The organism is Variovorax sp. HJSM1_2 (assembly GCF_049316285.1).
Taxonomy (GTDB): domain Bacteria; phylum Pseudomonadota; class Gammaproteobacteria; order Burkholderiales; family Burkholderiaceae_C; genus Rhodoferax_B.
Genome location: NZ_JBMOXA010000006.1, coordinates 144676 through 168887, shown reverse-complemented (window position 1 = coordinate 168887; position 24212 = coordinate 144676). Strand labels below are relative to the sequence as shown.

The 24212-nt window shown below is 62.1% G+C and carries 21 protein-coding genes; 14 read left to right on the top strand and 7 right to left on the bottom strand.

From position 1 onward, the window contains the following. Positions 1-89: 89 nt before the first annotated feature. Positions 90-476 carry a RidA family protein gene (locus ACFQ95_RS08880; RefSeq protein WP_422830487.1) on the bottom strand — a complete coding sequence of 129 codons (387 nt, stop codon included), beginning with the start codon at positions 474-476 and terminating at the stop codon, positions 90-92. A 257-nt stretch (positions 477-733) separates the two neighbouring features. Between ACFQ95_RS08880 and ACFQ95_RS08875 the strand changes: the two genes are divergently transcribed. The 10 genes from ACFQ95_RS08875 to adh all read left to right on the top strand — a co-directional run bounded on the left by ACFQ95_RS08875 (position 734) and on the right by adh (position 13047). Further along, a complete protein-coding gene (locus ACFQ95_RS08875) occupies positions 734-2227 on the top strand; it encodes an ABC transporter substrate-binding protein (RefSeq protein ID WP_422830572.1) in 1494 nt (497 codons plus the stop codon). Positions 2228-2414: 187 nt separating this feature from the next. After that, on the top strand, positions 2415-3362 hold the full coding sequence (locus ACFQ95_RS08870; RefSeq protein ID WP_422830486.1) for an ABC transporter permease: 948 nt from the start codon (positions 2415-2417) through the stop codon (positions 3360-3362). Then, positions 3359-4219 (top strand): ABC transporter permease, encoded by an 861-nt coding sequence (locus ACFQ95_RS08865; protein WP_422830485.1) that lies wholly within the window; start codon positions 3359-3361, stop codon positions 4217-4219. The genes ACFQ95_RS08870 and ACFQ95_RS08865 overlap by 4 nt, the downstream gene beginning before the upstream one ends. A 7-nt stretch (positions 4220-4226) precedes the next feature. After that, a complete protein-coding gene (locus ACFQ95_RS08860; protein WP_422830484.1) occupies positions 4227-5297 on the top strand; it encodes an ABC transporter ATP-binding protein in 1071 nt (356 codons plus the stop codon). Next, positions 5294-6298 carry an ABC transporter ATP-binding protein gene (locus tag ACFQ95_RS08855; RefSeq protein WP_422830483.1) on the top strand — a complete coding sequence of 335 codons (1005 nt, stop codon included), beginning with the start codon at positions 5294-5296 and terminating at the stop codon, positions 6296-6298. Before ACFQ95_RS08860 ends, ACFQ95_RS08855 begins: the two co-directional genes overlap by 4 nt. Before the next feature lie 26 nt (positions 6299-6324). Then, entirely contained in the window at positions 6325-7596 is a 1272-nt protein-coding gene (locus ACFQ95_RS08850; RefSeq protein WP_422830482.1) for an amino acid deaminase, read from the top strand. Positions 7597-7650: 54 nt separating this feature from the next. Beyond that, complete coding sequence (locus ACFQ95_RS08845; protein ID WP_422830481.1) at positions 7651-8544, top strand: MurR/RpiR family transcriptional regulator; 894 nt, start codon at positions 7651-7653, stop codon at positions 8542-8544. A gap of 16 nt (positions 8545-8560) precedes the next feature. Beyond that, positions 8561-10030, top strand: coding sequence for an N-acyl-D-amino-acid deacylase family protein (locus ACFQ95_RS08840; RefSeq protein ID WP_422830480.1), 1470 nt, complete (start codon positions 8561-8563; stop codon positions 10028-10030). Positions 10031-10150: 120 nt separating this feature from the next. After that, complete coding sequence (locus ACFQ95_RS08835) at positions 10151-11149, top strand: tripartite tricarboxylate transporter substrate binding protein (protein WP_422830479.1); 999 nt, start codon at positions 10151-10153, stop codon at positions 11147-11149. 377 nt (positions 11150-11526) lie between these two features. After that, complete coding sequence (adh, locus tag ACFQ95_RS08830; RefSeq protein WP_422830478.1) at positions 11527-13047, top strand: aldehyde dehydrogenase; 1521 nt, start codon at positions 11527-11529, stop codon at positions 13045-13047. Positions 13048-13054: 7 nt separating this feature from the next. Here the strand turns inward: adh and ACFQ95_RS08825 are convergent, their stop codons facing one another. The 6 genes from ACFQ95_RS08825 to lptF all read right to left on the bottom strand — a co-directional run bounded on the left by ACFQ95_RS08825 (position 13055) and on the right by lptF (position 20083). Then, positions 13055-15025 carry a sigma-54-dependent Fis family transcriptional regulator gene (locus ACFQ95_RS08825; protein ID WP_422830477.1) on the bottom strand — a complete coding sequence of 657 codons (1971 nt, stop codon included), beginning with the start codon at positions 15023-15025 and terminating at the stop codon, positions 13055-13057. 109 nt (positions 15026-15134) lie between these two features. Next, the gene (locus ACFQ95_RS08820) at positions 15135-16316 is read right to left on the bottom strand and encodes a pyridoxal phosphate-dependent aminotransferase (RefSeq protein ID WP_422830476.1); all 1182 of its coding nucleotides are present in this window, start codon (positions 16314-16316) and stop codon (positions 15135-15137) included. A 184-nt stretch (positions 16317-16500) separates the two neighbouring features. After that, on the bottom strand, positions 16501-17442 hold the full coding sequence (locus tag ACFQ95_RS08815) for a CysB family HTH-type transcriptional regulator (protein ID WP_422830475.1): 942 nt from the start codon (positions 17440-17442) through the stop codon (positions 16501-16503). 53 nt (positions 17443-17495) lie between these two features. After that, positions 17496-17858 (bottom strand): sirohydrochlorin chelatase, encoded by a 363-nt coding sequence (locus tag ACFQ95_RS08810; RefSeq protein WP_422830474.1) that lies wholly within the window; start codon positions 17856-17858, stop codon positions 17496-17498. 15 nt (positions 17859-17873) lie between these two features. Beyond that, the gene (gene lptG / locus ACFQ95_RS08805; protein ID WP_422830473.1) at positions 17874-18983 is read right to left on the bottom strand and encodes an LPS export ABC transporter permease LptG; all 1110 of its coding nucleotides are present in this window, start codon (positions 18981-18983) and stop codon (positions 17874-17876) included. Then, entirely contained in the window at positions 18980-20083 is a 1104-nt protein-coding gene (gene lptF, locus ACFQ95_RS08800; protein ID WP_422830472.1) for an LPS export ABC transporter permease LptF, read from the bottom strand. The genes lptG and lptF overlap by 4 nt, the downstream gene beginning before the upstream one ends. Before the next feature lie 23 nt (positions 20084-20106). Here lptF and ACFQ95_RS08795 point away from each other — a divergent pair, with 23 nt between their 5' ends. The 4 genes from ACFQ95_RS08795 (at position 20107) to ACFQ95_RS08780 (ending at position 23871) form a co-directional block, all read left to right on the top strand. Beyond that, the gene (locus ACFQ95_RS08795; RefSeq protein ID WP_422830471.1) at positions 20107-21639 is read left to right on the top strand and encodes a leucyl aminopeptidase; all 1533 of its coding nucleotides are present in this window, start codon (positions 20107-20109) and stop codon (positions 21637-21639) included. 25 nt (positions 21640-21664) lie between these two features. Beyond that, positions 21665-22099: a DNA polymerase III subunit chi gene (locus ACFQ95_RS08790; protein WP_422830470.1), complete on the top strand. Its 435-nt coding sequence runs from the start codon at positions 21665-21667 to the stop codon at positions 22097-22099. Continuing rightward, entirely contained in the window at positions 22099-22518 is a 420-nt protein-coding gene (locus tag ACFQ95_RS08785; RefSeq protein ID WP_422830469.1) for a hypothetical protein, read from the top strand. Before ACFQ95_RS08790 ends, ACFQ95_RS08785 begins: the two co-directional genes overlap by 1 nt. A 219-nt stretch (positions 22519-22737) precedes the next feature. Then, complete coding sequence (locus ACFQ95_RS08780; protein WP_422830468.1) at positions 22738-23871, top strand: branched-chain amino acid ABC transporter substrate-binding protein; 1134 nt, start codon at positions 22738-22740, stop codon at positions 23869-23871. Positions 23872-24212 lie beyond the last annotated feature (341 nt).

Below are 24212 nucleotides of genomic sequence, written 5' to 3'. Positions count from 1 at the left end.
GGTTGCAGATTTTTACGAATTGGCGCCAGGGCAGGCTTGTACGGGGGCCGCGAGCCCTTTTTTCGGGCACCGGGCCGTTGGGGGCGTGGTCAGCGAGGCTTGTATGCCGTTACATCAATCTCGACCTTGGCGTCGATCATCAGGCGCGATTCCACGGTGGAGCGCGCCGGGCGGTGGTCGCCAAAACATTCCATGTAGACGCGGTTGAAGCTGCCGAAGTCGCGTGCATCGTCCAGCCAGACGTTGACCTTGGCCACGTCGGCCAGCGTGCAATCGGCCAGCGCCAGGGCCTTTTCCAGCAGTTTGAAGACCTGGCGCGTCTGGGCTTCTATGCCACCTGGTACCACTTGGCCCTGGTCGTCGGTGGGCACGGTGCCAGAGACGAAAACGAAATCACCTGCACGCACAGCGGGCGAGAGCGGGCGGGCTTGGCGGTCAGATGCTATAGGGGATTGACCAAGGGTTTCTACTGTCATTTTGTGGGCTCCTGTGTGTAAAGATATTACATGCATCGAGGGATTAAAGCCATTGGTGCATGTTTTTTGGCATGAATAGTGCTTTTGGTTGTAATCCTATTACTTTGAGGCCCACGATGCAAACTTCTGAACTCAATCTGGTGCAAATTTCTGAAGCTGCTCAAGTCAGCGCCCTTGCACGCACCACTGCGCAGCAACACAAGACTGCACGCCGCAGCTTCATCAGCGCCGTGGCATTGGCCGCCGCCGTGGGCTGCATGGTGTCTGGCGCCGCCTGGGCCCAGGCTCCAGCCAAGGGTGGCGCAGCCAATCTAGCCATGGTGGGTGAACCCCAGGGTCTGGACCCTATGGTCAGCACCGCCGATCTGGTGGGCACCATCATGCAGCACGTCTACGAGACGCTCTACACCTTTGATGGCAACTGGAACGTCGCCCCCATGCTGGCCGAGGCTGCCCCCACGGTGAGCAAGGACGGCCTGACCTATACCATCCCGCTGCGCAAGGGTGTGAAGCTGCACAACGGCCGCGACCTGAACGCCGAGGACGTGGTGGCCTCGCTGCAGCGCTGGATGGAGTTGTCTCCACGTGGCAAGGCTGTTGGCAAAGAGTTGGCCTCCATCACTGCCAAGGGGCCGCTGAGTGTGGAACTGAAGCTCAAGGCGCCTTACGCACCGCTATTGGCCCAGTTGGCCCTGCCTAGCGGCATGGCCGCCATCATGGCCAAGGAAAGCATTGCGCCGCAACTCAAGGAATTCATCGGCACCGGCCCCTACAAGTTTAAGGAGCGCCGCCCCGACCAGTTCACCGTGCTGACGCGTTTCGACGAATACAGCAGCCGCAAGGAAGCCCCCAGCGGCTACGCCGGCCGCCGCGAAGCGCTGCTGGATGAGTTGCGTTTTGTGCCCGTGCCCAGCGCCAACACGCGCGTCGAAGGTGCGCTGTCGGGCCAGTTCCAATACGCTGACCTGCTGCCCGTGGAGGCCATTGGCCGCGTTGAAAAGGGTGCACCTGGCGTAGTGCCCATCGTGACCAAGAACTTTGGTTTCCCCTACATCGTGTTCAACACCAAGGAAGGTGTGTTGGCCCAGCAGCCCATGCGCAAGGCCGTGCAGACCGCCATGGGTGCGGGCGAAATGCTGGCCGCCGGTTTTGGCGACAACCGCTTCTTCGTGGTCGAGCCCAACTTCTTCCCCAAGGGCACGCCTTATTACTCTGAAGCCGGTGGCAAGCTCTACAACGAGCGCAACCCGGCTGTGGCCAAGGAGCAAGCCGCCAAGGCTGGCTACAACGGCCAGCCGGTGCGCATCATGGCCAGCCGCCAGTATGAGTTCCACTACAACATGGCGCTGGTGATGTCCGAGCAGTTGAAGAAGGCCGGTTTCAAGACCGATCTGCAGGTGGTCGATTGGGCCACGCTGGTGCAGCGCCGCAACGACTCTAAGCTATGGGACGTGTACTTCACCCATTCCGGCCTGTTCCCCGAGCCCATGCTGTCGCCGCCACAACTGGGTGACGGTGCGCCTGGCTGGTGGGATTCCGCTGCCAAGAAGAGCACACTGCAAGCCTTCAACCAGGAAACCAACATCGCCAAGCGCGGCGCCTTGTGGGGCCAGGTGCAGCAGACGGTGTACGACGAAGTGCCGTTTGTCGAAGTCGGCAAGTTCAACGCCTTGTCGGCGCGTTCGGCCAAGCTGCAAGGCTACACGCCAGCGATCTGGCCGTTCTTCTGGAATACCAGCCTGGCGAAATAAGGCTCACCCCCAGGTTGCTCGCTTCGTGTAGCCGCCCACCCCCTTGCAGGGGGCAACTCCTACGGCCTGGCAAAGCCAGTTCCGTGGAGTTTCCCTAGGGGGCAGGGGATGCTTTGGGCATCCCTGTTCGCCCTTTGATGGGACCATACTGCCCAGCGGGCAAATGCAGACGTTGGAGAACTAAATCATGCACTTTTTATTGAAACGCCTGGGCGGGGCTGTGGTGGTGCTCGCCTTGGTTGCGGTGCTGGTGTTCGCGTTGACGCGCCTTGCGTCGGGCGACCCGGTGGCGCTATTGCTGGGCGACCAGGCCACGGCCGAAGACATTGCCCACGCACGCACCCAATACGGCTTGGACAAACCACTGCCCACGCAGTTTGCGTTGTGGGTGGGCGAGTTGCTGCAGGGCAATCTGGGCCAGTCGCTGTTCTTGCAGCGCCCGGTGGCACAGGCTTTGATGGAGCGTGCCGAACCTACGCTGTTCCTGGCGCTGTTTGCCGTGGCGATTGCGGCGCTGATAGGCATTCCCTCGGGCATGGCGGCTGCCATCTGGCGCGGCAGTGCGGCCGACCAGGCGGTGAGCAGCGTGGCCATGCTGGGGGCGAGTGTGCCCAGCTTCTGGCTCGGCCTGATCTTGATCCAGTTGTTCGCCGTCAAGCTGGGCTGGTTTCCGGCCTCGGGTTATGGCGACCCCACGGCTGGTTTTGCCGACCGCCTGCACCACTTGCTGCTGCCAGCGCTGGTGCTGGGCCTGCTGAACTCGGCGCTGATCATCCGTTTCACACGCGCTTCCATGCTCGACATCCTGGGTGAAGACTATGTGCGCACGGCGCGTGCCAAGGGCCTGCCCGAGCGCGTGATCATGATCAAACACGTGCTGCGCAACGCGCTGGTGCCCATCGTCACCGTGCTGGGGCTGACCCTGGCGCTGATGATAGGTGGCACCGTGGTCACCGAGACCGTGTTCAACCTGCCCGGCGTGGGCAACCTGGTGGTGCGTGCGGTGCTGCGCCGTGACTACCCGGTGATCCAGGGCACGTTGTTGGTGATTGCTGCGATCTACGTGTTCATCAACCTGGCGATCGATTTCCTCTACACCCTTGTGGATCCCCGTATCCGTCTGGAGTCCAAATGAATCCGACCTCTAGCTGGAGTCGCTTCCTTGTCACGCTGCGCCGCCTGTTCGCGCGCAAGGTGGTGTTGGCCTCGGCCATCGTGCTGCTGTTGGTGGTGGGTGTGGCCGTGGTTTACCCGTTCCTGACCGACGCCGACCCTAACGCGCTGGAGATCAGCCAGCGTCTCAAAGAGCCGTCCATCACGCATTGGGCCGGCACCGATGAGTTGGGCCGCGACGTGATGCTGCGCATCGTCTACGGTGCACGTTACTCGCTGTTGATCGGTTTCATCACCGCCGGTGGCGCGGTGCTGCTGGGCACGCTGCTGGGCATTTTTGCGGGCTTCTTCCGTCGCCTGGACGCGCCGCTGATGCGTATCGTCGACGCCATGATGTCCTTCCCCGACATCCTGCTGGGCATTGCCCTGGTGTCGATTCTGGGCGTGTCGTTGTGGAACGTGATGCTGGCGCTGGTCATCGTCTACACCCCACGCGTGGCGCGGGTGGTGCGCGCCGCCACGCTGGTGCTGCGTGAGCTGTTGTTTGTCGACGCGGCGCGTGCGCTGGGTGTGCGCACGCCACGCATCTTGCTCAAACACATACTGCCGAATTTGATGTCGCCCATTCTGGTGCAGGTGACCTTTATCTTCGCCTACGCCATTCTTGCCGAAGCCGGTTTGTCGTTCCTTGGCGTGGGTGTGCCACCCGATATTCCAACCTGGGGCACGATGATTGCGGGCAGCCTGGAATATGCCGACAAAGCCTTCTGGACCATCTTGACGCCGGGCCTGGCGATCGTGATCACCGCACTGGCCTTGCAAATGCTCGGTGACGGTGTGCGCGACTTGCTCGACCCCAAGTTGAAGAAAGCCGTGTGAGATTGCCATGAGCGAAAACAACAATACCCCCACGAACATGGCCCGACTGGAAGTGACGGGCCTCTCCACCTCGTTCGCCACCGATGCCGGGCGCATCCAAAGTGTGGCCGACGTGTCGTTCGCCATCCACCCCGGCGAAACGCTGGCCCTGGTGGGCGAGTCGGGCTCCGGCAAGTCGGTCACCAGCCTCACGCTGATGGGTCTGCATGCCAAAACCTCGCAGGCCCAGGTCGACGGCCAAGCCTGGTTTGTGCAGCGCGATGGCCAAAGGGTAGACCTGCTGGCCATGGCCGAGCCCGCCAAACGCAAGCTGCGTGGCAACGAGCTGGCGATGATCTTCCAGGAGCCCATGACCAGCCTGAACCCGGTACTGACCGTGGGTGAGCAGATCGCCGAATCGGCGCGTCTGCACCTGGGCATGGACGGCCGCACCGCGCATGCACATGCGCAACGCATGCTGCAGTTGGTGGAGATCCCGGCCGCGGCACAGCGCGTCAACGAGTATCCGCACCAGCTTTCCGGCGGCATGCGCCAACGCGTGATGATTGCGCTGGCCATGGCCTGCAATCCCACGCTGCTGATTGCCGACGAGCCGACCACTGCACTCGACGTGACCATTCAGGCGCAGATTCTGGCGCTGATGGGCCGCCTGCAAAAAGAGACTGGCATGAGCATGTTGTTCGTCACACACAACCTGGGTGTGGTGGCGCAATACGCCGATGCCGTGGCGGTGATGTACGCTGGGCGCATTGTGGAGTCGGCGCGTGTGCACGACCTGTTTGCACGGCCCGAGCATCCTTACACACGTGGCCTGCTGGCTTGCCTGCCTGGCGTGGCACGCAAGCGCCAGATGGAAGCGGCCAAGGAGGCCGGGCAAGCAGCGCACCCTGGCAAACGCCCACGTCTGGTGGCCATTCCCGGCCAGGTGTCCAGCCCCTTGGCGCCGCCACCGGGCTGCGCCTATGCGCCGCGCTGCGATCGCAAAACCAATACCTGCGAAGCCCGCATGCCCGCGCTGGAAGCCGTAGGCGCTCAGCGCATGGTGCGCTGCATCCACCGAGAGGAAGCCACTGTATGAACGCCGTTTTGGACCAAATCGTGGCCCCCACAGCAGTGGAGGCCGAACCGCTGTTGCAGATCCAGCATCTGCGCAAATACTTTGGCAGCGGCACCCACCCGGTGCGCGCCGTCGACGATGTGAGCTTCACCATCCGCAAGGGCGAAACCCTGGGCCTGGTGGGCGAGTCCGGCTCGGGCAAAAGCACCATTGGCCGCTTGCTCACACGCCTGGTCGACCCTACCAGTGGCGAGATGCGTTATTTTGGTGAAAACACGGCCGGTGGCGTGGACCTGGCGGGTTTGTCGCAAGGCCAGTACCGGCCGCTGCGCTCGAAGATCCAGATCATCTTCCAGGACCCCTACGCCAGCTTGAACCCGCGCATGCGTATCCGCGAAGTGCTGGCCGAGGCGCTGGACACACACGGCCTGGCCAAGGGCAAGGCGCGCCTGCCGCGCATCCACGAGCTGTTGCAGCAAGTGGGTTTGCGGCCCGAACACGCCGAGCGTTTTCCGCATGAGTTTTCGGGCGGCCAACGCCAGCGCATAGGCATTGCACGTGCCCTGGCGGTGGAGCCCAAGTTCATCGTCGCCGACGAGCCTTTGTCGGCGCTCGACGTGTCGATTCAGGCGCAGGTGGTGAATCTGTTGATGGAGCTGAAAGAACAACTGGGCTTGACGCTGCTGTTCATTTCGCACGACCTGGATGTGGTCGAATACCTGTGTGACCGCGTGGTGGTGTTGTACCTGGGCCGGGTGATGGAAATCGCCCCAACCGAGTCGCTCTACGCCAGCCCGCAGCACCCGTACACGCGGGCGCTGTTGGCCGCCGCGCCCATCCCGGACCCGGCCCAAAGGCGCGACATTCCGCTGCTGCAAGGCGACCTGCCAAGCCCGGCGAATCCGCCCTCGGGTTGTGTGTTTCGCACACGTTGCCCCATGGCCGAAGAGCGCTGTGCCAGTGCCGACATGGCTTTGCGCGAAGTGGCGACTGGCCATTGGAACGCCTGCTGGAAAACCTGAATTTGTGAACGAGAAGTGAGCCAAAAATGACAACAGCCTTCACCTTAGACGCCCACAGCAAGAGCTTCCCACTTGCCGCTGCGGCCTGCACCTCTGACACCATCGCCGCCAAAGGCTGGAACCTGCTGGCCGATGACCTGGCCTACCCGGTGGTGGCGCTGCGCAGCTCAGCGCTGGCGCATAACCTGGCCTGGATGCAGGACTTTGTGCAGCGCAAAGGCATTGACCTGGCACCGCACGGCAAAACCACCATGTCGCCCGAGCTGTTTGCGCAGCAGTTGGCGGCCGGCGCCTGGGGCCTGACGTTTGCCACCATCTTCCAACTGGCCGTGGGGGTGCAGGCCGGTGCACGCCGCGCCATCATCGCCAACCAGGTGGTGTGTGATGCCGACCTGGACAGCCTGCAGCATCTGCTGCAGCAAACGCCCGGTTTGCGTGTGTGGTTCCTGGTCGACTCGTTGGCGCAACTGGCCTTGATTGAAGACTGGGCCGTACGTCGCAAGGCGACCGGGCGTTTCGATGTGCTGCTGGAGATGGGTGTGCCCGGCCAGCGCACCGGCTGCCGCACGCTGGACGAAGCCTTGGCCCTGGCCAAGGCCATCTCGGTGTCGCCCGCTGCGCAGTTGGGTGGCATTGAATGTTACGAAGGTGGCGTGGCGCGATGCGAAAGTGAACACGATGCGCGTGAAGTGACTGCGCTGGTTCGCCGCGTGACCGACGTGGCGCGCGAGTGCGACACCCGTGGCCTGTTTGCCGACCCTGAAATTCTGCTCACCGCCGGTGGCTCGGCCGTATTTGACCTGGTGGTGCCGCTGCTGCGCACCCGGGGCTTGTCGCGCCCGGTGCGTGGTGTGTTGCGCTCGGGTTGCTACATCACCCACGACCATGGCAACTACGCGCGTTTTCTGAAGGTGCTGGAGCAGCGCGAAGGGCTGGACAGCTCGCTGCGCCCCGCGCTAGAAGTGTGGGCCATGGTGCAGTCTGTGCCCGAGCCTGGCCTGGCGCTGCTGACCTGCGGCCGCCGCGATGTGTCTTACGACCTGGAAATGCCCATGCCGGTGCGCCTGGCCCGCCGTGGCACACGCGAAGCCGTTGACGCGCCTGCGGGCTGGACCATCAGCGCGCTGAACGACCAACACGCCTACCTGCGCTTCGACCCTGCCGGCACCGTGCCAGCGGTAGGTGACCGTGTGGCCCTGGGTATTTCGCATCCCTGCACCACGTTCGACAAGTGGCGCTGGCTGCCGCTGATCGAAGACGACTGGTCGGTTTCGGGCGCGATCAGCACACACTTCTAGAAACCAAGACAGCACGATTTCGGCACGCCTCAGCACAACCAACCCGGCACCAACATGTCCGCATTACCAACGACCTCCAGCCTGTTGCAGCAGTTGCGCGAACGCCAACCCGCCTTGCCCGAAGCGCAGCGCAATGTGGTGCGCATCGTGCTGGACGACCCGCGCGCGGCCGTGGTGGCCACGGTGGAGCAACTCGCGCAGCAAGCCGGTGTGTCCATGCCCACCATCGTGCGCACCTGCCGCAGCTTCGGCTACGACTCGGTGCGCGAGTTCATGCTGGCCCTGGCGCAGGATCTGGCGGTCTCGGGCTCTTACCTGCACCGCAGCGTGTTGGCCGAAGACAGCGCGAGCGACGTGTCGAACAAGATCGTGCATGCGGCGGTGTCGTCGCTGACCGATCTGGGGCGGCGCATAGACCACGCGGTGCTAGACAAAGTGGCCGACAAGCTGGCCGCGGCGCGGCGCATCGATTGTTATTCGGTTGGTGCAGCATCGACCTTCATGGCCAGCGAGCTGCAAAGCCGCTTGTTCCGTTTGGGCTGCACGGCCAATGCCATTTTTGATGCACACCAGCAACTGGTGTCGGCCAATACCCTGGGGCCGGACGGTGTGGCCTTTGTCATCTCGCATGTGGGGCGCATGCCCTACACGGTGGAGGCCGCACGTTTTGCGCGCTCGCAGGGCGCCACGGTGGTGGCCTTGACGCAACCCGATACCCCGCTGGCCGAAGTGGCCGATCTGGTGCTGGCGGTCTCGGTGCCCCAGGACGCGGTGATGCGTGTGGGCACAGAGGCTTATCTGGCGCATCTGGTGGTGATTGAAATTTTGATGGTGCGCCTGGCGCAAAAGCTCGGGCCCGTGGCCACACGCGGCCTGCAGCAATTCAAACAACTGCTGCACAAGCATGGGTTCGACAGTGCCGAGTTCTCCGGCAACACCGAATCCTAGAAATGAAAGCTAAACCATGAGCAAAGCAACCCTTCTGAAGAATGGCTGGATCGTTGACGGCACCGATAGCCCGCGTTGGCAGGGCGACATCTTGTTGGCTGGCGAGCGCATTGTGGCGCTGGCCAAGACCGGTGAAATCGACGCCGCCACCCTGGATGCTTACGGCCCGGTGGAAAGCATAGACTGCACCGGCCGCGTGGTCGCCCCAGGCTTTATCGACGTGCATACCCACGACGACGCCGCGGTGCTGGACGACCCGGGCATGCTGCCCAAGCTGTCGCAAGGCGTGACCACGGTGATCGTGGGCAACTGCGGCATCTCGCTGGCGCCGGTGGTGACCGAGGTGCCGGCCGCACCGCTGTCGCTGCTGGGCCGTCTGCAGTTCCGCCATGCCAGCATGGCCGAGTACGCACAGTCGGTCGATGCCGCCACACCCGCTGTCAATGTGGCCGCCCTCATGGGCCACACCGCGCTGCGCATGCGCCACATCAGTGACTTGCGCCATGCAGCCACCCAGGCCGAACGCGATGCGATGGCCGCGGACATGCAGGAGGCGATGGACGCGGGCGCACTCGGTTTGTCGTCCGGCATCTTCTACGCCGAGGCTTATGCCGCCGACATGCCCGAGCTGGTGTCCGTGGCAACGGTGGCCGCGCGCAACGGCGGCGTCTACGCCACTCATATCCGCGACGAACTGGCGGGCATCTTGCCCGCGCTGCAAGAGGCTGCGGCCACGGCCAAACAGTCGGGCCTGCCGCTGGTGTTGTCGCACCATAAATGCGCTGGCCCGGCCAACTGGGGCCGCACCAAGGAGACGCTGCCGCTGATCGAAGAGATGGCCAAGGGCCAGGAGATCGCGATGGACGTCTACCCCTATACCGCGGGCTCGACCGTGCTGCGTGAAGACCTGGTTGACGGCATCATCGACATCCTGATCACCGGCAGCCAGCCGCACCCCGAAATGGGCGGCCGTTACCTCGCCGACATCGCCAAGGAATGGGGCGTGACGCAGCAGGAAGCGGCGCTGCGCCTCAAGCCCGGCGGTGCCTGTTACTTCCAGATGCGCGAAGACGACGTGGACCGCGTGGTGTCGCATCCCTTGTCGATGATAGGCTCCGACGGCCTGCCGCACGACGAGCGCCCGCACCCACGCCTGTGGGGCGCGTTCCCGCGTGTGTTGGCCAGCTATTGGCGCGAAAAGGGTTTGCTGCGCCTGGAACAGGCGGTGCACAAGATGACCGGCATGTCGGCCCGGCGTTTTCGCATGGGCGAGCGTGGTGTGCTGCGCGCCGGTTTCATGGCCGACGTGGTGGTGTTCGACCCCGAAGTCGTGCAAGACAAGGCCACCTTCGAGTCGCCAAAGCAGTTCAGTGCGGGCATAGAGAAGGTGTGGGTCAACGGCGTGTTGAGCTACACCGCAGAGCAGCGCGCGACCGGGCAGCGCGCTGGGCGCTTTGTGCGGCGCGGGGCGGCACAGGCGGCCTAGCCGATTGCCGTTGCTGCAGAAGAACTGAGCTGGCGGCGACAGCGGCGCAGGGTTTTCCTAGGGTGTTGGTGGCGGCGGGCTGCGTAAGCTGGCCGACGCCCCATCAGAGGAGACAACAGCATGCCCCAACAGCCCCCACAACGCCGCCATTTCTTAACCACTGCTTTAACCACAGCGTCCGCCACCTTGGCGGGCCTGGCTGTGCCCGCCCTGGTGCGCGCCCAGGCTTATCCAGCGCGGCCCATACGCCTGATCTGTCCCTGGCCTGCGGGCGGCTCCACCGACGCGGTGATACGCGCGCTGGCCGTGAGCGCCAGCCGCAACCTGGGCGACACCAATATCATTGTCGACAACAAGCCCGGCGCGGGCGGCATGCTGGGCGCCAATGAGCTGGTCAACGCCAAGGCCGACGGTTATACCTTGTCGCAAGTGCCGTTTGGTGCGTTCCGTTTTCCGCACATGCAGAAAACGGCCTACGACCCATTGAAGGATTTCACCTGGATCGTGTGCCTCACGGGCTACACCTTTGGCCTGGTGGTGCCGGCCGATTCACCGTTCAAGACCATCAAGGACCTGGTGGACTTTGCCAAGAAGAATCCCGACCAGGTGACCTATGGCTCCACCGGCACCGGCACCAGCCCACACCTGGCGGTGGAAGAGTTTGCGCAGACGGCCGGCATACAGCTGCGCCATGTGCCCTTCAAAGGCAATGCCGACAACATGCAGGCCGTGCTGGGCGGCCATGTGATGGCCGCCACCGACGCCACCGGCTGGGGCCCGCACGTCGACGCCGGCAAGCTGCGCCTCTTGGCCACCTACGGCTCGCAGCGCACCAAGCGTTGGCCTAGCGTGCCCACGCTGGACGAGCTGGGCTACAAGACGGTGTCAGATTCGCCGTTTGGCGTGTGTGGGCCCAAGGGCATGGATACCGCCGTGGTGAAAACCATCCACGATGCGTTCCGCAAAACGCTGGAGGATCCAGCGGTGCTGGCCACGTTCGAGAAGTACGACCAGACCGTGATCTACAAGGACACCGCCGCCTACACGCAGTACGCGCGCGAGACCTTTGTGGCCGAGAAGGCGACGATAGAGCGGCTGGGCCTGGCCGGCAAGAGCTAGGTTGGGGTTTAAGGAGAAAAGGCCTTTTGCGCTTTCCGAGCATGCGTAGGAAGCTATTGAAACAATAGCGTCAACGGGCTTGTGTACAGACGCCGCCAAGCACTGCTGTGCTGGCGGCGTTTTGGTTTCTGAAGAGTGTTCAGCAGTGTTCAGTTTCTGCGCAGTTGTGCCGTGTTGGCGCAACTGCGCAGTTGCTGACACTGATGGGCTCTCGCCATTAAACAGTGCCGAATGCCGCGCCGGCATTGGCTTGGCGCCGATGTCCAGGCGTTTGGTATTGCTTGGTACGCGCTTTGCGCAATGCCTGGGGTGAGCCGCTTAGCTTGCGGCTCGCAGATGTCACAAGCCCTTCAAACCCGCCAGCAGGAGACAACACCATGGACATGGCAGAGATCAAGCACTTCGGCCTAGAAAACCCCTACAAGAAGCAATACGGCAACTACATCGGCGGCGAGTGGTTGCCGCCCATCGACGGACAGTACTTTGACAATGCCACACCCATCACCGGCAAGGCGTTCACCAGCATTCCGCGCTCCAACGCCAAAGACATCGAGGCCGCACTCGATGCGGCGCACAAGGCCAAGGACGCCTGGGGCAAAACCTCGACCACCGTGCGCGCCAACATCTTGCTGAAGATTGCCGACCGCATGGAGGCCAACCTCAAGACCTTGGCCGTGGCCGAGACCATAGACAACGGCAAGCCGCTGCGCGAAACCCTGGCCGCCGACCTGCCGCTGGCGATTGACCACTTCCGCTACTTTGCGGGCTGCATACGCGCGCAGGAAGGCGGCATCAGCGAGATCGACAGCAGCACCGTGGCCTACCATTTCCACGAGCCGCTGGGTGTGGTGGGGCAGATCATTCCGTGGAACTTTCCCATCCTGATGGCGGTGTGGAAACTCGCCCCGGCACTGGCGGCGGGCAACTGCGTGGTGCTGAAGCCGGCCGAGCAAACCCCGGCATCCATCCTGGTGTTGCTGGAGTTGGTCGGCGACCTGCTGCCACCGGGTGTGCTCAACGTGGTCAACGGCTTTGGTCTGGAGGCCGGCAAACCGCTGGCATCGAGCCCACGCATCGCCAAGATTGCGTTCACCGGCGAGACCAGCACCGGCCGTTTGATCATGCAGTACGCCAGCCAAAACCTGATTCCTGTGACCCTGGAGCTGGGCGGCAAAAGCCCGAACATCTTCTTTGCCGATGTGATGGACAAGGACGATGCCTTTTTCGACAAGGCGCTTGAAGGCTTCTCTATGTTTGCGCTCAACCAGGGCGAGGTCTGCACCTGCCCCAGCCGTGCCTTGGTGCAGGAGTCGATCTACGAGAAGTTCATGGAACGTGCGCTGGTGCGTGTGAAGTCCATCAAGCAAGGCCACCCTCTGGACGCCACCACCATGGTGGGTGCGCAAGCCTCGCAGGAACAGCTTGAAAAAATCATGTCGTACATCGAGATCGGCAAACAAGAGGGTGCCACCCTGCTCACCGGCGGCGAGCGGCGTATGCAGACCGGCGACGCGCTGGGCGGCTTCTACGTTGAGCCAACGGTGTTCAAAGGGCACAACAAGATGCGTATCTTCCAGGAAGAAATCTTTGGCCCGGTGTTGTCGGTCACCACCTTCAAGGACGAAGCCGAGGCTTTGGAAATTGCCAATGACAGTTTGTATGGTCTGGGCGCCGGTGTCTGGTCGCGCGACATGAACACCGCCTTTCGTATGGGCCGTGGCATCCAGGCGGGCCGGGTGTGGACCAATTGTTACCATGCCTATCCGGCGCACGCTGCGTTTGGTGGCTACAAGCAGTCGGGCATTGGCCGCGAGAACCACCGCATGATGCTGGACCACTACCAGCAGACGAAGAACCTGTTGGTGAGTTATTCACCCGACAAGCTCGGTTTCTTCTAAGCGCTTTCTAAGCTTTGGTGTAGCGGTAGACCGTGTTGCGTGACACACCCAGCGTGCGCGCAGCGGCCGACACATTGCCTTGGTGCCGGGCCAGCGCCTGGGCAATGGCGTCTGCGGTCACCTGCTGCAGGCGTGGGGTGGCGGCTGCGGGAGCATAGGCCGGCTGCTGTGACTTGGGCTGCGTTGCGCATTCATCGAGAAAGTCGTCCGGTAGATGCTCGTGCCGAATCTCGGCTTCGCCCTCGGCCAGCACGGCGGCGCTGCGCAGCACATTGGCCAACTGGCGCAGGTTACCAGGCCAGGCGTGGCTGTGGAACAAGGCCATCACCTCGGCGCCAACACCTTGTGGCGATGTGGCTTCAGCTTGGTTTTGCAGCATGCGCGCCACCACGGCGGCCAGGTCTGTGCGCTCGCGCAGCGGCGGCAGCTTCACCACCAGGCCATTGAGCCGGTAGTACAGGTCTTCGCGGAAACGGCCTGCGGCGATCAGCTCACGCAGGTTGCGGTGTGTGGCGCAGACCACGGCCACGTCCACTCGCACCACACGGCTGCCGCCCAGCGGGGTGACGCTGCGCTCCTGCAGCACCCGCAGCAAGCGTGCCTGCATCTGCAGAGGCATATCGCCAATCTCGTCGAGAAACAAGGTGCCGCCATGCGCCTGCACAATCTTGCCCACGCTGCCTTTGCGGCGCGCGCCGGTGAAGGCGCCATCGTCGTAGCCAAACAGTTCCGACTCGATCAGGGTTTCAGGAATGGCGGCGCAGTTCAGCGCCACAAACGGGCCGCTGCGGCGTGGTGAGTCGTTGTGGATGGCCTGGGCCAGCAGCTCTTTGCCGGTGCCGGTTTCACCCGTGATCAGCGTGGCGATGTCGCGGCCCAGCAGCTTGCTGACGCGTTGCAAGGCCTGGGCGAGTTGCGGGTCGCCGGTGTTGAGGTAACGCAGGCTGGAAAGGGCTGGCTTAGGGGAGGATTGAGGGGTGGGCTTTGAAGGCGCTGGCGCCAGCGCAACATCATCAAACCGGCCAACATCAAACGCAAAACGACGCTGCTGCGTGAACGGGTGGTACTCGGCGCGCGCCATCACCTTGACGCCGCTGGGCAGTGTCATGCCCAACAGCTCGGGCGTGGCACTGCGGCAGTGCGCCAACACCGTGGCCATCTCCATGCCCATCAGCGAAGAGCAGGTATGCGCCTGCAGGGCGCGCAAGGGCATGCCGAGCTGGAATTGCCCGCTGCGGTTGGCCGAGAGAAAACGCCCGTCGGGCGTGAACGCCGCCATGCCTTGCATGAGGGTGCCGATGAACTCGGGTCGCGCATGAAAGTACACCAGCACCTGCTGCTCAAAGCTTTTGTGGAACACATGGTTTTCCACCATTTGCGCAGACATGCGCACCAGGGCCATGGTGTGTTTGTTCTGGCTGTGCTGGTCGCCGCTGACGTCCAGCGCGCCCATGATGTGGCCCGCCGGGTCGAGGATGGGTGCACACGAGCAGGTGATGAAATGGTTGGCGCGCAAGAAGTGTTCACCGGCGTGGACTTGTGTGGGCGTGCCCTCGACCAGGGCCGTGCCAATGGCGTTGGTGCCCTTGCTTTGCTCGGACCAGATCACACCCGGGCGCAGTGCCACGCGGTTGGCCTTGGCCAGAAAGTCGTCGTCGCCCAGCGCATGCAAGATGGTGCCGGTGCTGTCGGTCAGGATCACCATGCTGTCGGTACTGATGATCTGCTGGTAGAGCGTTTCCATCACCGGCAGGGCGTGGCTGCACAAGGCGAGATTGCGCGCACGTAATTCGCCCAGGGCGTGGTCGGGCAGGGCGTGCAGGTCGGCGGCGTCGTGCGCCTGCAGGCCGTGGGCCAGCGAGCGCTGGTGGGCAAGGGCGATCAACGCCCCGGCGGCCTGCGCGGCCTGAACGGACTGTGCGGCAGACGTATCAAAAGAGCCGGGCTGCGCCAGCCCTGATGGAGAACGGGTCGACATGTCTCCTCCATGAGAGGTGCGAGCCCGGGGGAACTGACGGTTTTTAGAAGGCGGGCTCGGTGTTCACCATAACACGCGAGCCCAATACCGTACTGACAAGGCTGTAGCTTTACAGCTTGGCCAGGCGATCGAGTGCCAGTTGCAGGGTTTCGTCTTTCTTGGCGTAGCAGAAGCGCACCACGCGCTGGTCGAACTGGTTGCCGTAGAACGCCGAGAGTGGAATCGCCGCCACACCAATCTCAGCCGTGAGCCAGAGGCAGAAGTCGGCCTCGCTCAGGTCGCTGATGGCCGAAATATCCACACACTGGAAGTAGCTGCCTTCGCTGGGCAGGAGCTTGAAGCGGGTTTTCGCCAGGCCTGCGCGGAACAGGTCGCGCTTGCGCTGGTAGAACGCGGGCAGGTCCAGGTAGGGCTGCGGGTTGGCCATGTAGCGCGCCAGGCCGTGCTGCACCGGCGTGTTGACGGTGAACACGTTGAACTGGTGCACCTTGCGGAACTCGGCCGTGAGGCTGGCCGGTGCGGCCACGGTGCCCACTTTCCAGCCGGTGACATGGTAGGTCTTGCCGAAGCTGGAGACGATGAAGGCACGCGCCGCCAAGCCGGGGTAACGCGCCGCGCTTTCGTGTTGGCGCTGGTCGAACACCATGTGTTCGTAGACCTCGTCGCTGATCAGCAGCACGTCGGTGGGCGCCAGCAAGTCCTGCAACTGCAGCATGTCTTCGCGCGACCAGATGGTGGCACTGGGGTTGTGCGGCGAGTTGATCAGGATGGCGCGGGTCTTGGGCGTCATGGCCGCCGCGATCTTGTCGAAGTCGGGGCGGAAAGTGCCCGGCGTGAGCGGCACACGCACCACGGTGCCACCGGCCAATTCGATGTTGGGCACGTAGCTGTCGTAGCAGGGCTCGAGCACGATGACTTCATCACCGGCGCGCACCACGGCCAGGATGGCGGTGATGATGGCCTGGGTGGCGCCGGCCGTGATGGTGATCTCGCTGGCCGGGTTGTATTTGTAGCCGTGCAGCGCCTCAATCTTGGCTGCCACGGCTTCACGCAGCGGCGCCACGCCGGTCATGGGCGGATACTGGTTCAGGCCTTCCTGCATGGCCGAGGTCACAGCGTTGACCAGTGCCGGGTCGCAATTGAAGTCAGGGAAACCCTGACCCAGATTCACCGCGCCTTTTTCGGCCGCCAGCGCCGACATCACCGTGAAGATGGTGGTGCCCACGGCGGGCAGCTTGGTTTGCAGGACGGGGGTGCGGGGTGTGGTGTTGGCAGTTGTCTCGGTGCTCATGGTCGCAAAACAATCAGTTGGGCGGTTGAATCAAAAAACAAAAAGTGATCGTACGGTTTTAACGGTTAGTTAAGGCGAACACGGTTCCAGATCAGAATCACCACGGAACCGGCTTCGCCGGGCCGTCGGTGGTGCCCCCTGCAAGGGGGTGGGCAGCTACACGCAGTGCGCAACCTGGGGGTGTTCAAAGCTCATAATCGTTGACGTGGCCGTTCATGGCCTTGGCGACCAGATTACGGTTCAAGCGGTCGCTCAGCAGCTCGGCAAACTGGTAGACAAAGTTGCGCAAATAGGCGCCACGTTTGAACGCAACACGTGCCACGTTGATGCCGAACAGCGAACCCACGGGGCGGGTGATGAGGTCGGAGTTGACGTCGTCGCGCACCGCCATTTCGGCCACGATGCCTATTCCCAGGCCCAGGCGCACGTAGGTCTTGATCACGTCCGAGTCGATGGCTTCGAGCGCAATGCGTGGCTCAAGCTTGCGCGAGGCAAAGGCCTGGTCGATCTTGGTGCGCCCGGTGAATGAGGGGTGGTAGGTGATCAGCGGCTCTTTGGCAATATCTTCCAGCGTGAGGCGCTCTTTGGCGGCCAGCGGGTGGGTGGGCGGCAACACCACCACGTGTTGCCATTCATAACAGGGCAGCGTCACCAGTTCGGGGTAGTTGGACAGCGATTCGGTGGCGATGCCGATTTCGGCCACTTCATCCAGCAGCATGCGCGCCACCTGGTCGGGTGCACCCTGGTGCAGGCTGACGTTGACCTTTGGGAAGCTTTCACGCAGCCGCGCCACGGGCACGGGCAGCACGTAGCGCGCCTGGGTGTGGGTGGTGGCAATCGACAAGGTGCCGCTGTCCTGGGCGCTGAACTGTTCACCAATGCGCTTCAGGTTGCCCACTTCGCGCATGATGGCTTCTATGCTTTGCAGCACGTGCTGGCCGGGTTCGGTGATGCGTTTGAGGCGCTTGCCATGGCGCGCGAAGATCTCGACGCCCAGCTCTTCTTCGAGTTCGATGATGGCTTTGGACACGCCCGGTTGCGAGGTGTGCAAGGCCTTTGCCGCTTCGGTCAGGTTCAGGCCGCGGCGTGCCGCTTCCTGCACAAAGCGAAATTGGTGTAGATTCATATCGAATTTCAGCTAACGTTGAAATTCATTATGCATCAGTGCTCTATTGAAAGTCAGCCAAGCGCGATTTTGGCAATCAAATCGATCAGCTCTGGATGCTCTCCCACCGCCGGTTGAAGCTTCCACACCACACTTGGGTGGCGCGTTTGAGCCGCCTGCAGCAGTTGCGGCAAATCCTCTCGCGCATGCCGTCCTACTCCCAGAAACAAGGGCACGACAGTGATGTTGCTCACCCCTTGCGCCAGCAATTGTGCGGCCGCAGTTGCAAAATCCGGCTCGGTGAGTTCCAGGTAGGCGCAACACACGGCGGCATTCGGCTCCAGGGCGGCAACACGCGCAGCCACGGCCTGCATAGGTTGATGCCACAGCGGGTCACGCGAGCCGTGGGCGAACAGAAGAATGCCTTTACGGGGCATGGCCTGTGATCGCTGCTAACGTTTTAATACCAGCCAGCCAAACGCCCCCAGCGATAACACCGAATAAATCAGTCCCGGCGCTGCGGCGGTGAGCCAGGGTTGCCAATTCTGCAGGTTGCCGATGTAGCCAAAGACGTTGTTCAGCAAGAAGAAACTGATGCCGGCCATGACACCGCCAAAGACATAGGTGGCGATGCCGCCCGAGCGGAAATGCAGGTAGGCAAAGGGCAGGGCCAGCACCACCATCACGATGCAACTGATGGGGTAGAACACTTTGCGCCAGAACTCGATTTCGTAGCGTTGCGCGGACTGGCCATTGGCTTCCAGGTGGGTGATGTATTGGTAAAGGTCAATGGTGCGCATGCGATCGGGCTTGAGCAAGGCGGTGGACACCATTTCCGCCGAGATTTCGGTAGGCCAGCGCAAGCTGTCCAATTGCGTGCGTTGCACCGAAGCCTGTTCGTTATTGCTGGTGTCGAACACGGTGCGCCGCACCTTGGTCAATTCCCACGCTTTGTTGTCTGGGGTGAAGCTGCCCGATGCGGCTTGTACGCTGGCGCTCAAGCGGCCACGTTCGTCAAACTCGAAAATACGGATGTTCTCCATGGAGCGTCCGGCCTTCAGGGCGCCGACGTTGACAGCCGAGGAGTTATTGCCTTGCTTCTCTTTGAGCCAGGCGCCCGTCTGGCCAATCGAAATCGCGCCGACAAAGGGCGCCTTGACCAACTGTGAGGCGCGGTCGGTGGCGGGAGCGAGATAGTCGCCCACCGCAAAGGTCAACACCACAAAACCGAATGCCATGATCAGCAGTGTTTGCAGCGCGCGCCAGGGCCCGAGGCCGCTGGTGCGCAGAATGGTGTACTCCGAGCTTTGTGCCAACCGGGCCATCACGAAAATGGTGCCTATCAACACGGCGATGGGCAGCAGTTCATACAAGTGGCTGGGGATCATGAGCGCCACCACCAGCAGCAGGCGCAGCATGTCGTAATTGGCGGAGCCGGGTTTTCCGAGGTCGCGCAGTTCGTCGATAAAGTCAAAAAAGAAGAACAGCGCAAGAAAGCCCAGTGCCACAAACACCACGGCGGAAAGGACTTCTTTGTAGAGCAGGCGACGGATGGTTTTCATGGCGTAGGGGCTTGCGTCTTGGGGCGGGTGAGCGATTGCAAGGTCCAGCGGTTGTGGCGCACCGTGAGCCACACCATGCTCAGCACAAAAACGCCGCCGTGCAAGGCGAGCAGAAATGGGGCAAAGCCTATGGAGCCGTTGCCAATCCAGTTTTGCCCCAAATTCAGCATGTTGTAATAGACCACAAAGGTAAACAAGGCCAGGATCTGGTTGCCGCCGCGAGCCGAGCGGGGGTTGCCCGACGACACCGCCAATGCGATCAGCACAAAATTAAAGGATGCCAGCGCCAGCCCGATGCGCCACGCCAGTTCGGCTAGGTCGCTACGTGTGCGCGAGATCAGCAGATCAAGCGTGGTGCGCGCGCGCGCGGGCACGGCTGCCATGGCGTCCACCACCTTTTCTCCGATACGCGTGCCGTATTCGTCGAATTCGCTGACCTTGAGATCGAGTTTGCCTATGCTGGACTCCACGCGCTGGCCGTTTTGCAGCATGAGGAAGCGTCCGTCCTCTTCGACCTCGATACGGGCGCTGCGCGCCGAGGTCACGGCTTCCTTGCCATGGTCGACAGACGAGATGAACACGTTGTTGCCGGTGCGCGCGTCGGGTGAATCCTTGTCGATAAAAAACACCCGGGTGCCGTTGGACGATTCCTGAAACTGGCCAGGTGCCACACGCTCCAGGTCGCCGCGCTTTTCATAGCGGTTTTTCATTTCGGCAATTTGCTGGTTGGTCCATGGCCACACCAGCAAGGCCAAGCCGGCCACGGCCAGCAGCATGGGCCAGGCAAAACGCAGCAACGGCCGCAGAAAGCCAAAAAGCCCCTGGCCGCCGGCAAACCAGATCACCATCTCACTCTCGCGGTACATGCGCGAAAGTGTGGAGACAACCGCAATGAACAGGCTCAGCGTGAGGATGGGCGCCAGATAACCCAGCACGGTGTAGCCCATCACCATCAGCACCTCTGACGGGTTGACGCTGCCTTTGGAGGCCTGGCCCAGGGTGCGGATCAGCATCATGGTCATGACCACGGTGACCAGGGCCACCAAGGTGGCGCCAAAACTGCGTGCCAGCTCTTTGCGAATGGAGGAATGGAATAACATCGTCTTCAACGAAAGGGTGAATTATGAACTTTGAGTTGAAATCGTTGGATCTGGCCGGCGCCGCCGCAGAAAAGAGTGAAGCATTGGTGGTTTTGGTGCCTGAGGCCTTGGCCAAGTCCGGTAAGAGTTCATTGTCACTGCTCATCGAGCAGTCCGGTAAAGCCGGGGATTTCGAAGGCAAGGCCGGCAAGCTGCTGCAGACCTACCGTGTCGATGGTGTGGCCGCCCCGAAAGTGGTGTTGGCCGGGATGGGCGATGGTAGCGCCAAACAGGTGCGCCAAGCCGTCAGCGCCGCCTGCGCAGTGCTGAAGGGCAGCAAAATCAAAAAACTTGTGTTGGCTTTTGCCAGCACACCACAAGCCGGCGCCATACGCGCGGCGGTTTTGGCCGTGGCCGATACCACCTATGTCTATACCACCACCAAACCCAAGGCAGAAGGCAGGAGCCTGACGCGGGTGCTGCTTGGCTTGCCAGAAGCCGCGCCTTGGCGCGCCGAGCTGGCTTTGGGCCAGGCCTTGGCCACGGGCATAGAGTTCACCAAGGAGTGGGGCAACCGTCCAGCCAACCACGCCACGCCTACGCTGTTGGCACAAGCGGCGAAAGGCTTGACCAAGCTGGCCAAGATCAAATGTGAGGTGCTTGGCCCGCGTGAGGTCGAAAAGCTGGGCATGCACACCTTTATGTCGGTGGCACAAGGTTCTAAAGAGCCGCTGCGCTTCATCGTGCTGCGTTATGAAGGCGCCGCCAAAACAGCCGCGCCCCATGTGCTGGTCGGCAAAGGCATCACCTTCGACACCGGCGGCATCTCCATCAAACCCTCGGCCGAGATGGACGAGATGAAATTCGACATGTGTGGTGCCGCGAGTGTGCTGGGTGTGTTCCGCGCGCTGGGCGAAATCCAGCCCAACATCAATGTGGTGGGTTTGATTCCCGCCTGCGAGAACATGCCCGATGGCGGCGCCGTGAAACCGGGCGATGTGGTCACCAGCATGAGCGGCCAAACCGTGGAGAACCTCAATACCGATGCCGAAGGCCGTCTGGTGCTCTGTGATGCGCTGCACTATGCCGCACGCTTCAAGCCTGCTGCGGTGATCGACATTGCCACCCTGACGGGCGCCTGTGTGGTGGCTCTGGGTGGAGTGCGCAGCGGCGTATTTGCCAACGACGACGGCCTCGCCCAGGCACTGCTGGAAGCGGGTGACACCGCACTCGACCCCGGTTGGCGCTTGCCACTCGACGATGAATATGGCGAAGGCTTGAAGAGCAACTTTGCCGATGTCGCCAACGTCGCCGGGCGTGCGGGGGGTGCCGTCACGGCCGCCAAGTTCCTGCAGCGTTTTGTCGGCACGACGCGTTGGGGCCATCTGGACATCGCCGGTACGGCGTGGCGCAGTGGCGCGGCCAAGGGCGCCACTGGCCGGCCGGTGGGCCTGCTGGTGCACTATCTATTGGGCCAGGCCGGGAGCCCGGCCAAAACCGTGACGCCGCGTACGGCTGCGCGCCGCCAAGCTGTCGCCAAGACCGCGCCGCGCGCGGTGGCCAAGCGCGTGGCATGAGTTTGCGACCGGAGGCAGTTTCGCGATGACGGCCATAGCTTTTCACTTCAACGCACCTGACAAGCTGGCCTATGCCTGCCGCCTGCTGCGCAAGGCCGTGGGTTCGGGGGCGAAGGTGGTGGTGACCGGGGAGGGGGCGGTACTGGCACGCCTCGACACTGTGCTGTGGACGTTTTCGGCACTTGACTTTGTGCCCCATGCCACCGATCGCGCGCCGCGTGAGGTATTCGACCAATCTCCGGTGGTGTTGACCACGCAACTGGATGTGTTGCCGCACAAGCAGGTGCTGCTGAACCTGGGCCATGTGGTGCCCGCTGGATTTGACGGGTTTGAGCGCGTGATCGAGGTGGTAAGCCTGGACGATGAAGATCGTGCCTTGGCGCGGCAACGTTGGAAGCAATATGCATCGCTTGGTTATGAGATCGAGCGCAAGGATCTGGTCTTAAAGGAGTCGGCTTGATGCAGTCCCCCCCGCGCGTTCCCCCTCGTTTTGTGCCCACCTTGACGGAGGTGGTGTTGCCCACCGTGGCACTGGAGACACCCCAGACCTTGCGGGAAGAGGACGCGCTGGCTGCGGGCATGCTTCCGGGGCAGCCCACGCCCTCTTTAGGCGCCGAACCGGGCACGGAAACGGTGCATCAGCAGACTTTGCAGTCGGCGACTTTGGCGGCCGAGGCGCTGGAAGATCAAATTATTCACCGCGTCATGCAGCGTGTGGACCTGTCGCTAGAGCGACGCTTGAAGGAGGCCATTGCCAGCATGGTGTTGCAACAAACGCAATCACTGGTGCCAAGACTGCGCGAAGAAATCGAATTTGTCGTGCGCCAGTCGGTGTCCGATGCCGTCGCTGATGAGCTTGCCACCCGCAGCCCGCCTTGATTTAGGGCTAAAGCAATTGAGGCTGAGGCGAGCAAGCTGACGATGGCCTGACAGCAATGATCGCCGCAGGGATTTGGCTTCATTAACAAAAAGCAACAATCTGCCGACCTCGCGCCTACCCCTATGTTGTGGGCCCGGAAATTGCGCTATTGTCACGCTCGTGAATTTTGTGCATTCACGGAGTGATAACTCTTAAGCCATTTTCTAATCGGAGTATTTATGCAAATGAAGTTGAAACTGACCGTCGCAGCCGCCATTGCTGCTGTTGCTGGCATGGCCTCTGCACAAGACGTGCAAGTGGTCAAGATTGGCCACGTCGGCCCGGTTTCCGGTCCTCAGGCCCACTACGGCAAGGACAATGAAAATGGTTCGCGTATGGCTATCGAGGAGCTGAACACGCAAAACATCGTCATCGGCGGCAAAAAGATCAAGTTCGAAATTCAAGCTGAAGATGATGCTGCTGATCCAAAGCAGGGCACTGCTGCCGCACAGAAATTGTGCGATGCCAAGGTCGCCGGCGTGGTCGGTCACTTGAACTCCGGCACCACCATCCCAGCCTCCAAGGTTTACAACGACTGCGGCATTCCGCACGTCACGGGCGCGGCAACCAACCCCAACCTGACCAAGCCTGGCTACAAGACCACTTACCGCATCATCGCCAACGACAACGCTCTGGGCGCTGGCCTGGGCTTCTACGCCGCTGACGCACTGAAGCTGAAGAAGGTTGCCATCATCGATGACCGTACGGCTTACGGCCAAGGCGTGGCAGAAGTGTTCAAGAAAACGGCTTTGGCCAAGGGCCTGACCGTGGTCGACGAACAGTTCACCACCGACAAGGCCACTGACTTCATGGCCATCCTGACCGCCATCAAAGCCAAGGCCCCGGACGGCATCTTCTACGGTGGTATGGACCCACAAGCCGGCCCCATGCTGCGCCAGATGGAACAGCTCGGCATGGCCAACGTCAAGTTCTTCGGCGGCGACGGCATCTGCACCTCTGAAATTGCCAAGCTGGCCGCTGGTGCCAAGACTCTGGAAAACGTGATTTGTGCTGAAGGCGGCGCTTCGCTGGCCAAGATGCCTGGCGGCACCGCATGGAAAGCCAAGTACGACGCCAAGTACCCAGGACAGTTCCAGGTTTACAGCCCCTACACCTACGACGCGACCTTCCTGCTGGTGGACGCGATGAAGCGTGCAAACTCGGTTGATCCCAAGGTTTACACCCCTGAACTGATCAAGAGCAACTACAAGGGCGTGACCACCACGATTCAATTCGAACCTAACGGCGAACTGAAGAACCCTGCCATCACCCTGTACGTGTACAAGGACGGCAAGAAGACCCCGCTGAACTAAGCACTTGCTTGAGCGGTAAAACGTCGACCCATGGGTCGGCGTTTCAGACTGACGCAAAACCCCCACTTTTTGAGAAGGTGGGGGTTTTGTTTTTGTGGTGGGATGGGTTGCTGCGTAACAGCTTGGATGGGGCCGACATGGCGGATATGGCGAATGTTGGTGATCAGCGGGCAGCCACGCGACCCGCAACCTGCTTGTACTGTCAGCGCTCGACCGGCACTGGCCCGGGACTCCCGACATGCTCCTGTAGGCCAAGCTCAACTTCACCCATTCAGGGCGTTTGCCGGGCCGGGCGCTCGGGCGCCGCGTAGCGGGTAAATTGTTGGCCGGGGTATGAATGC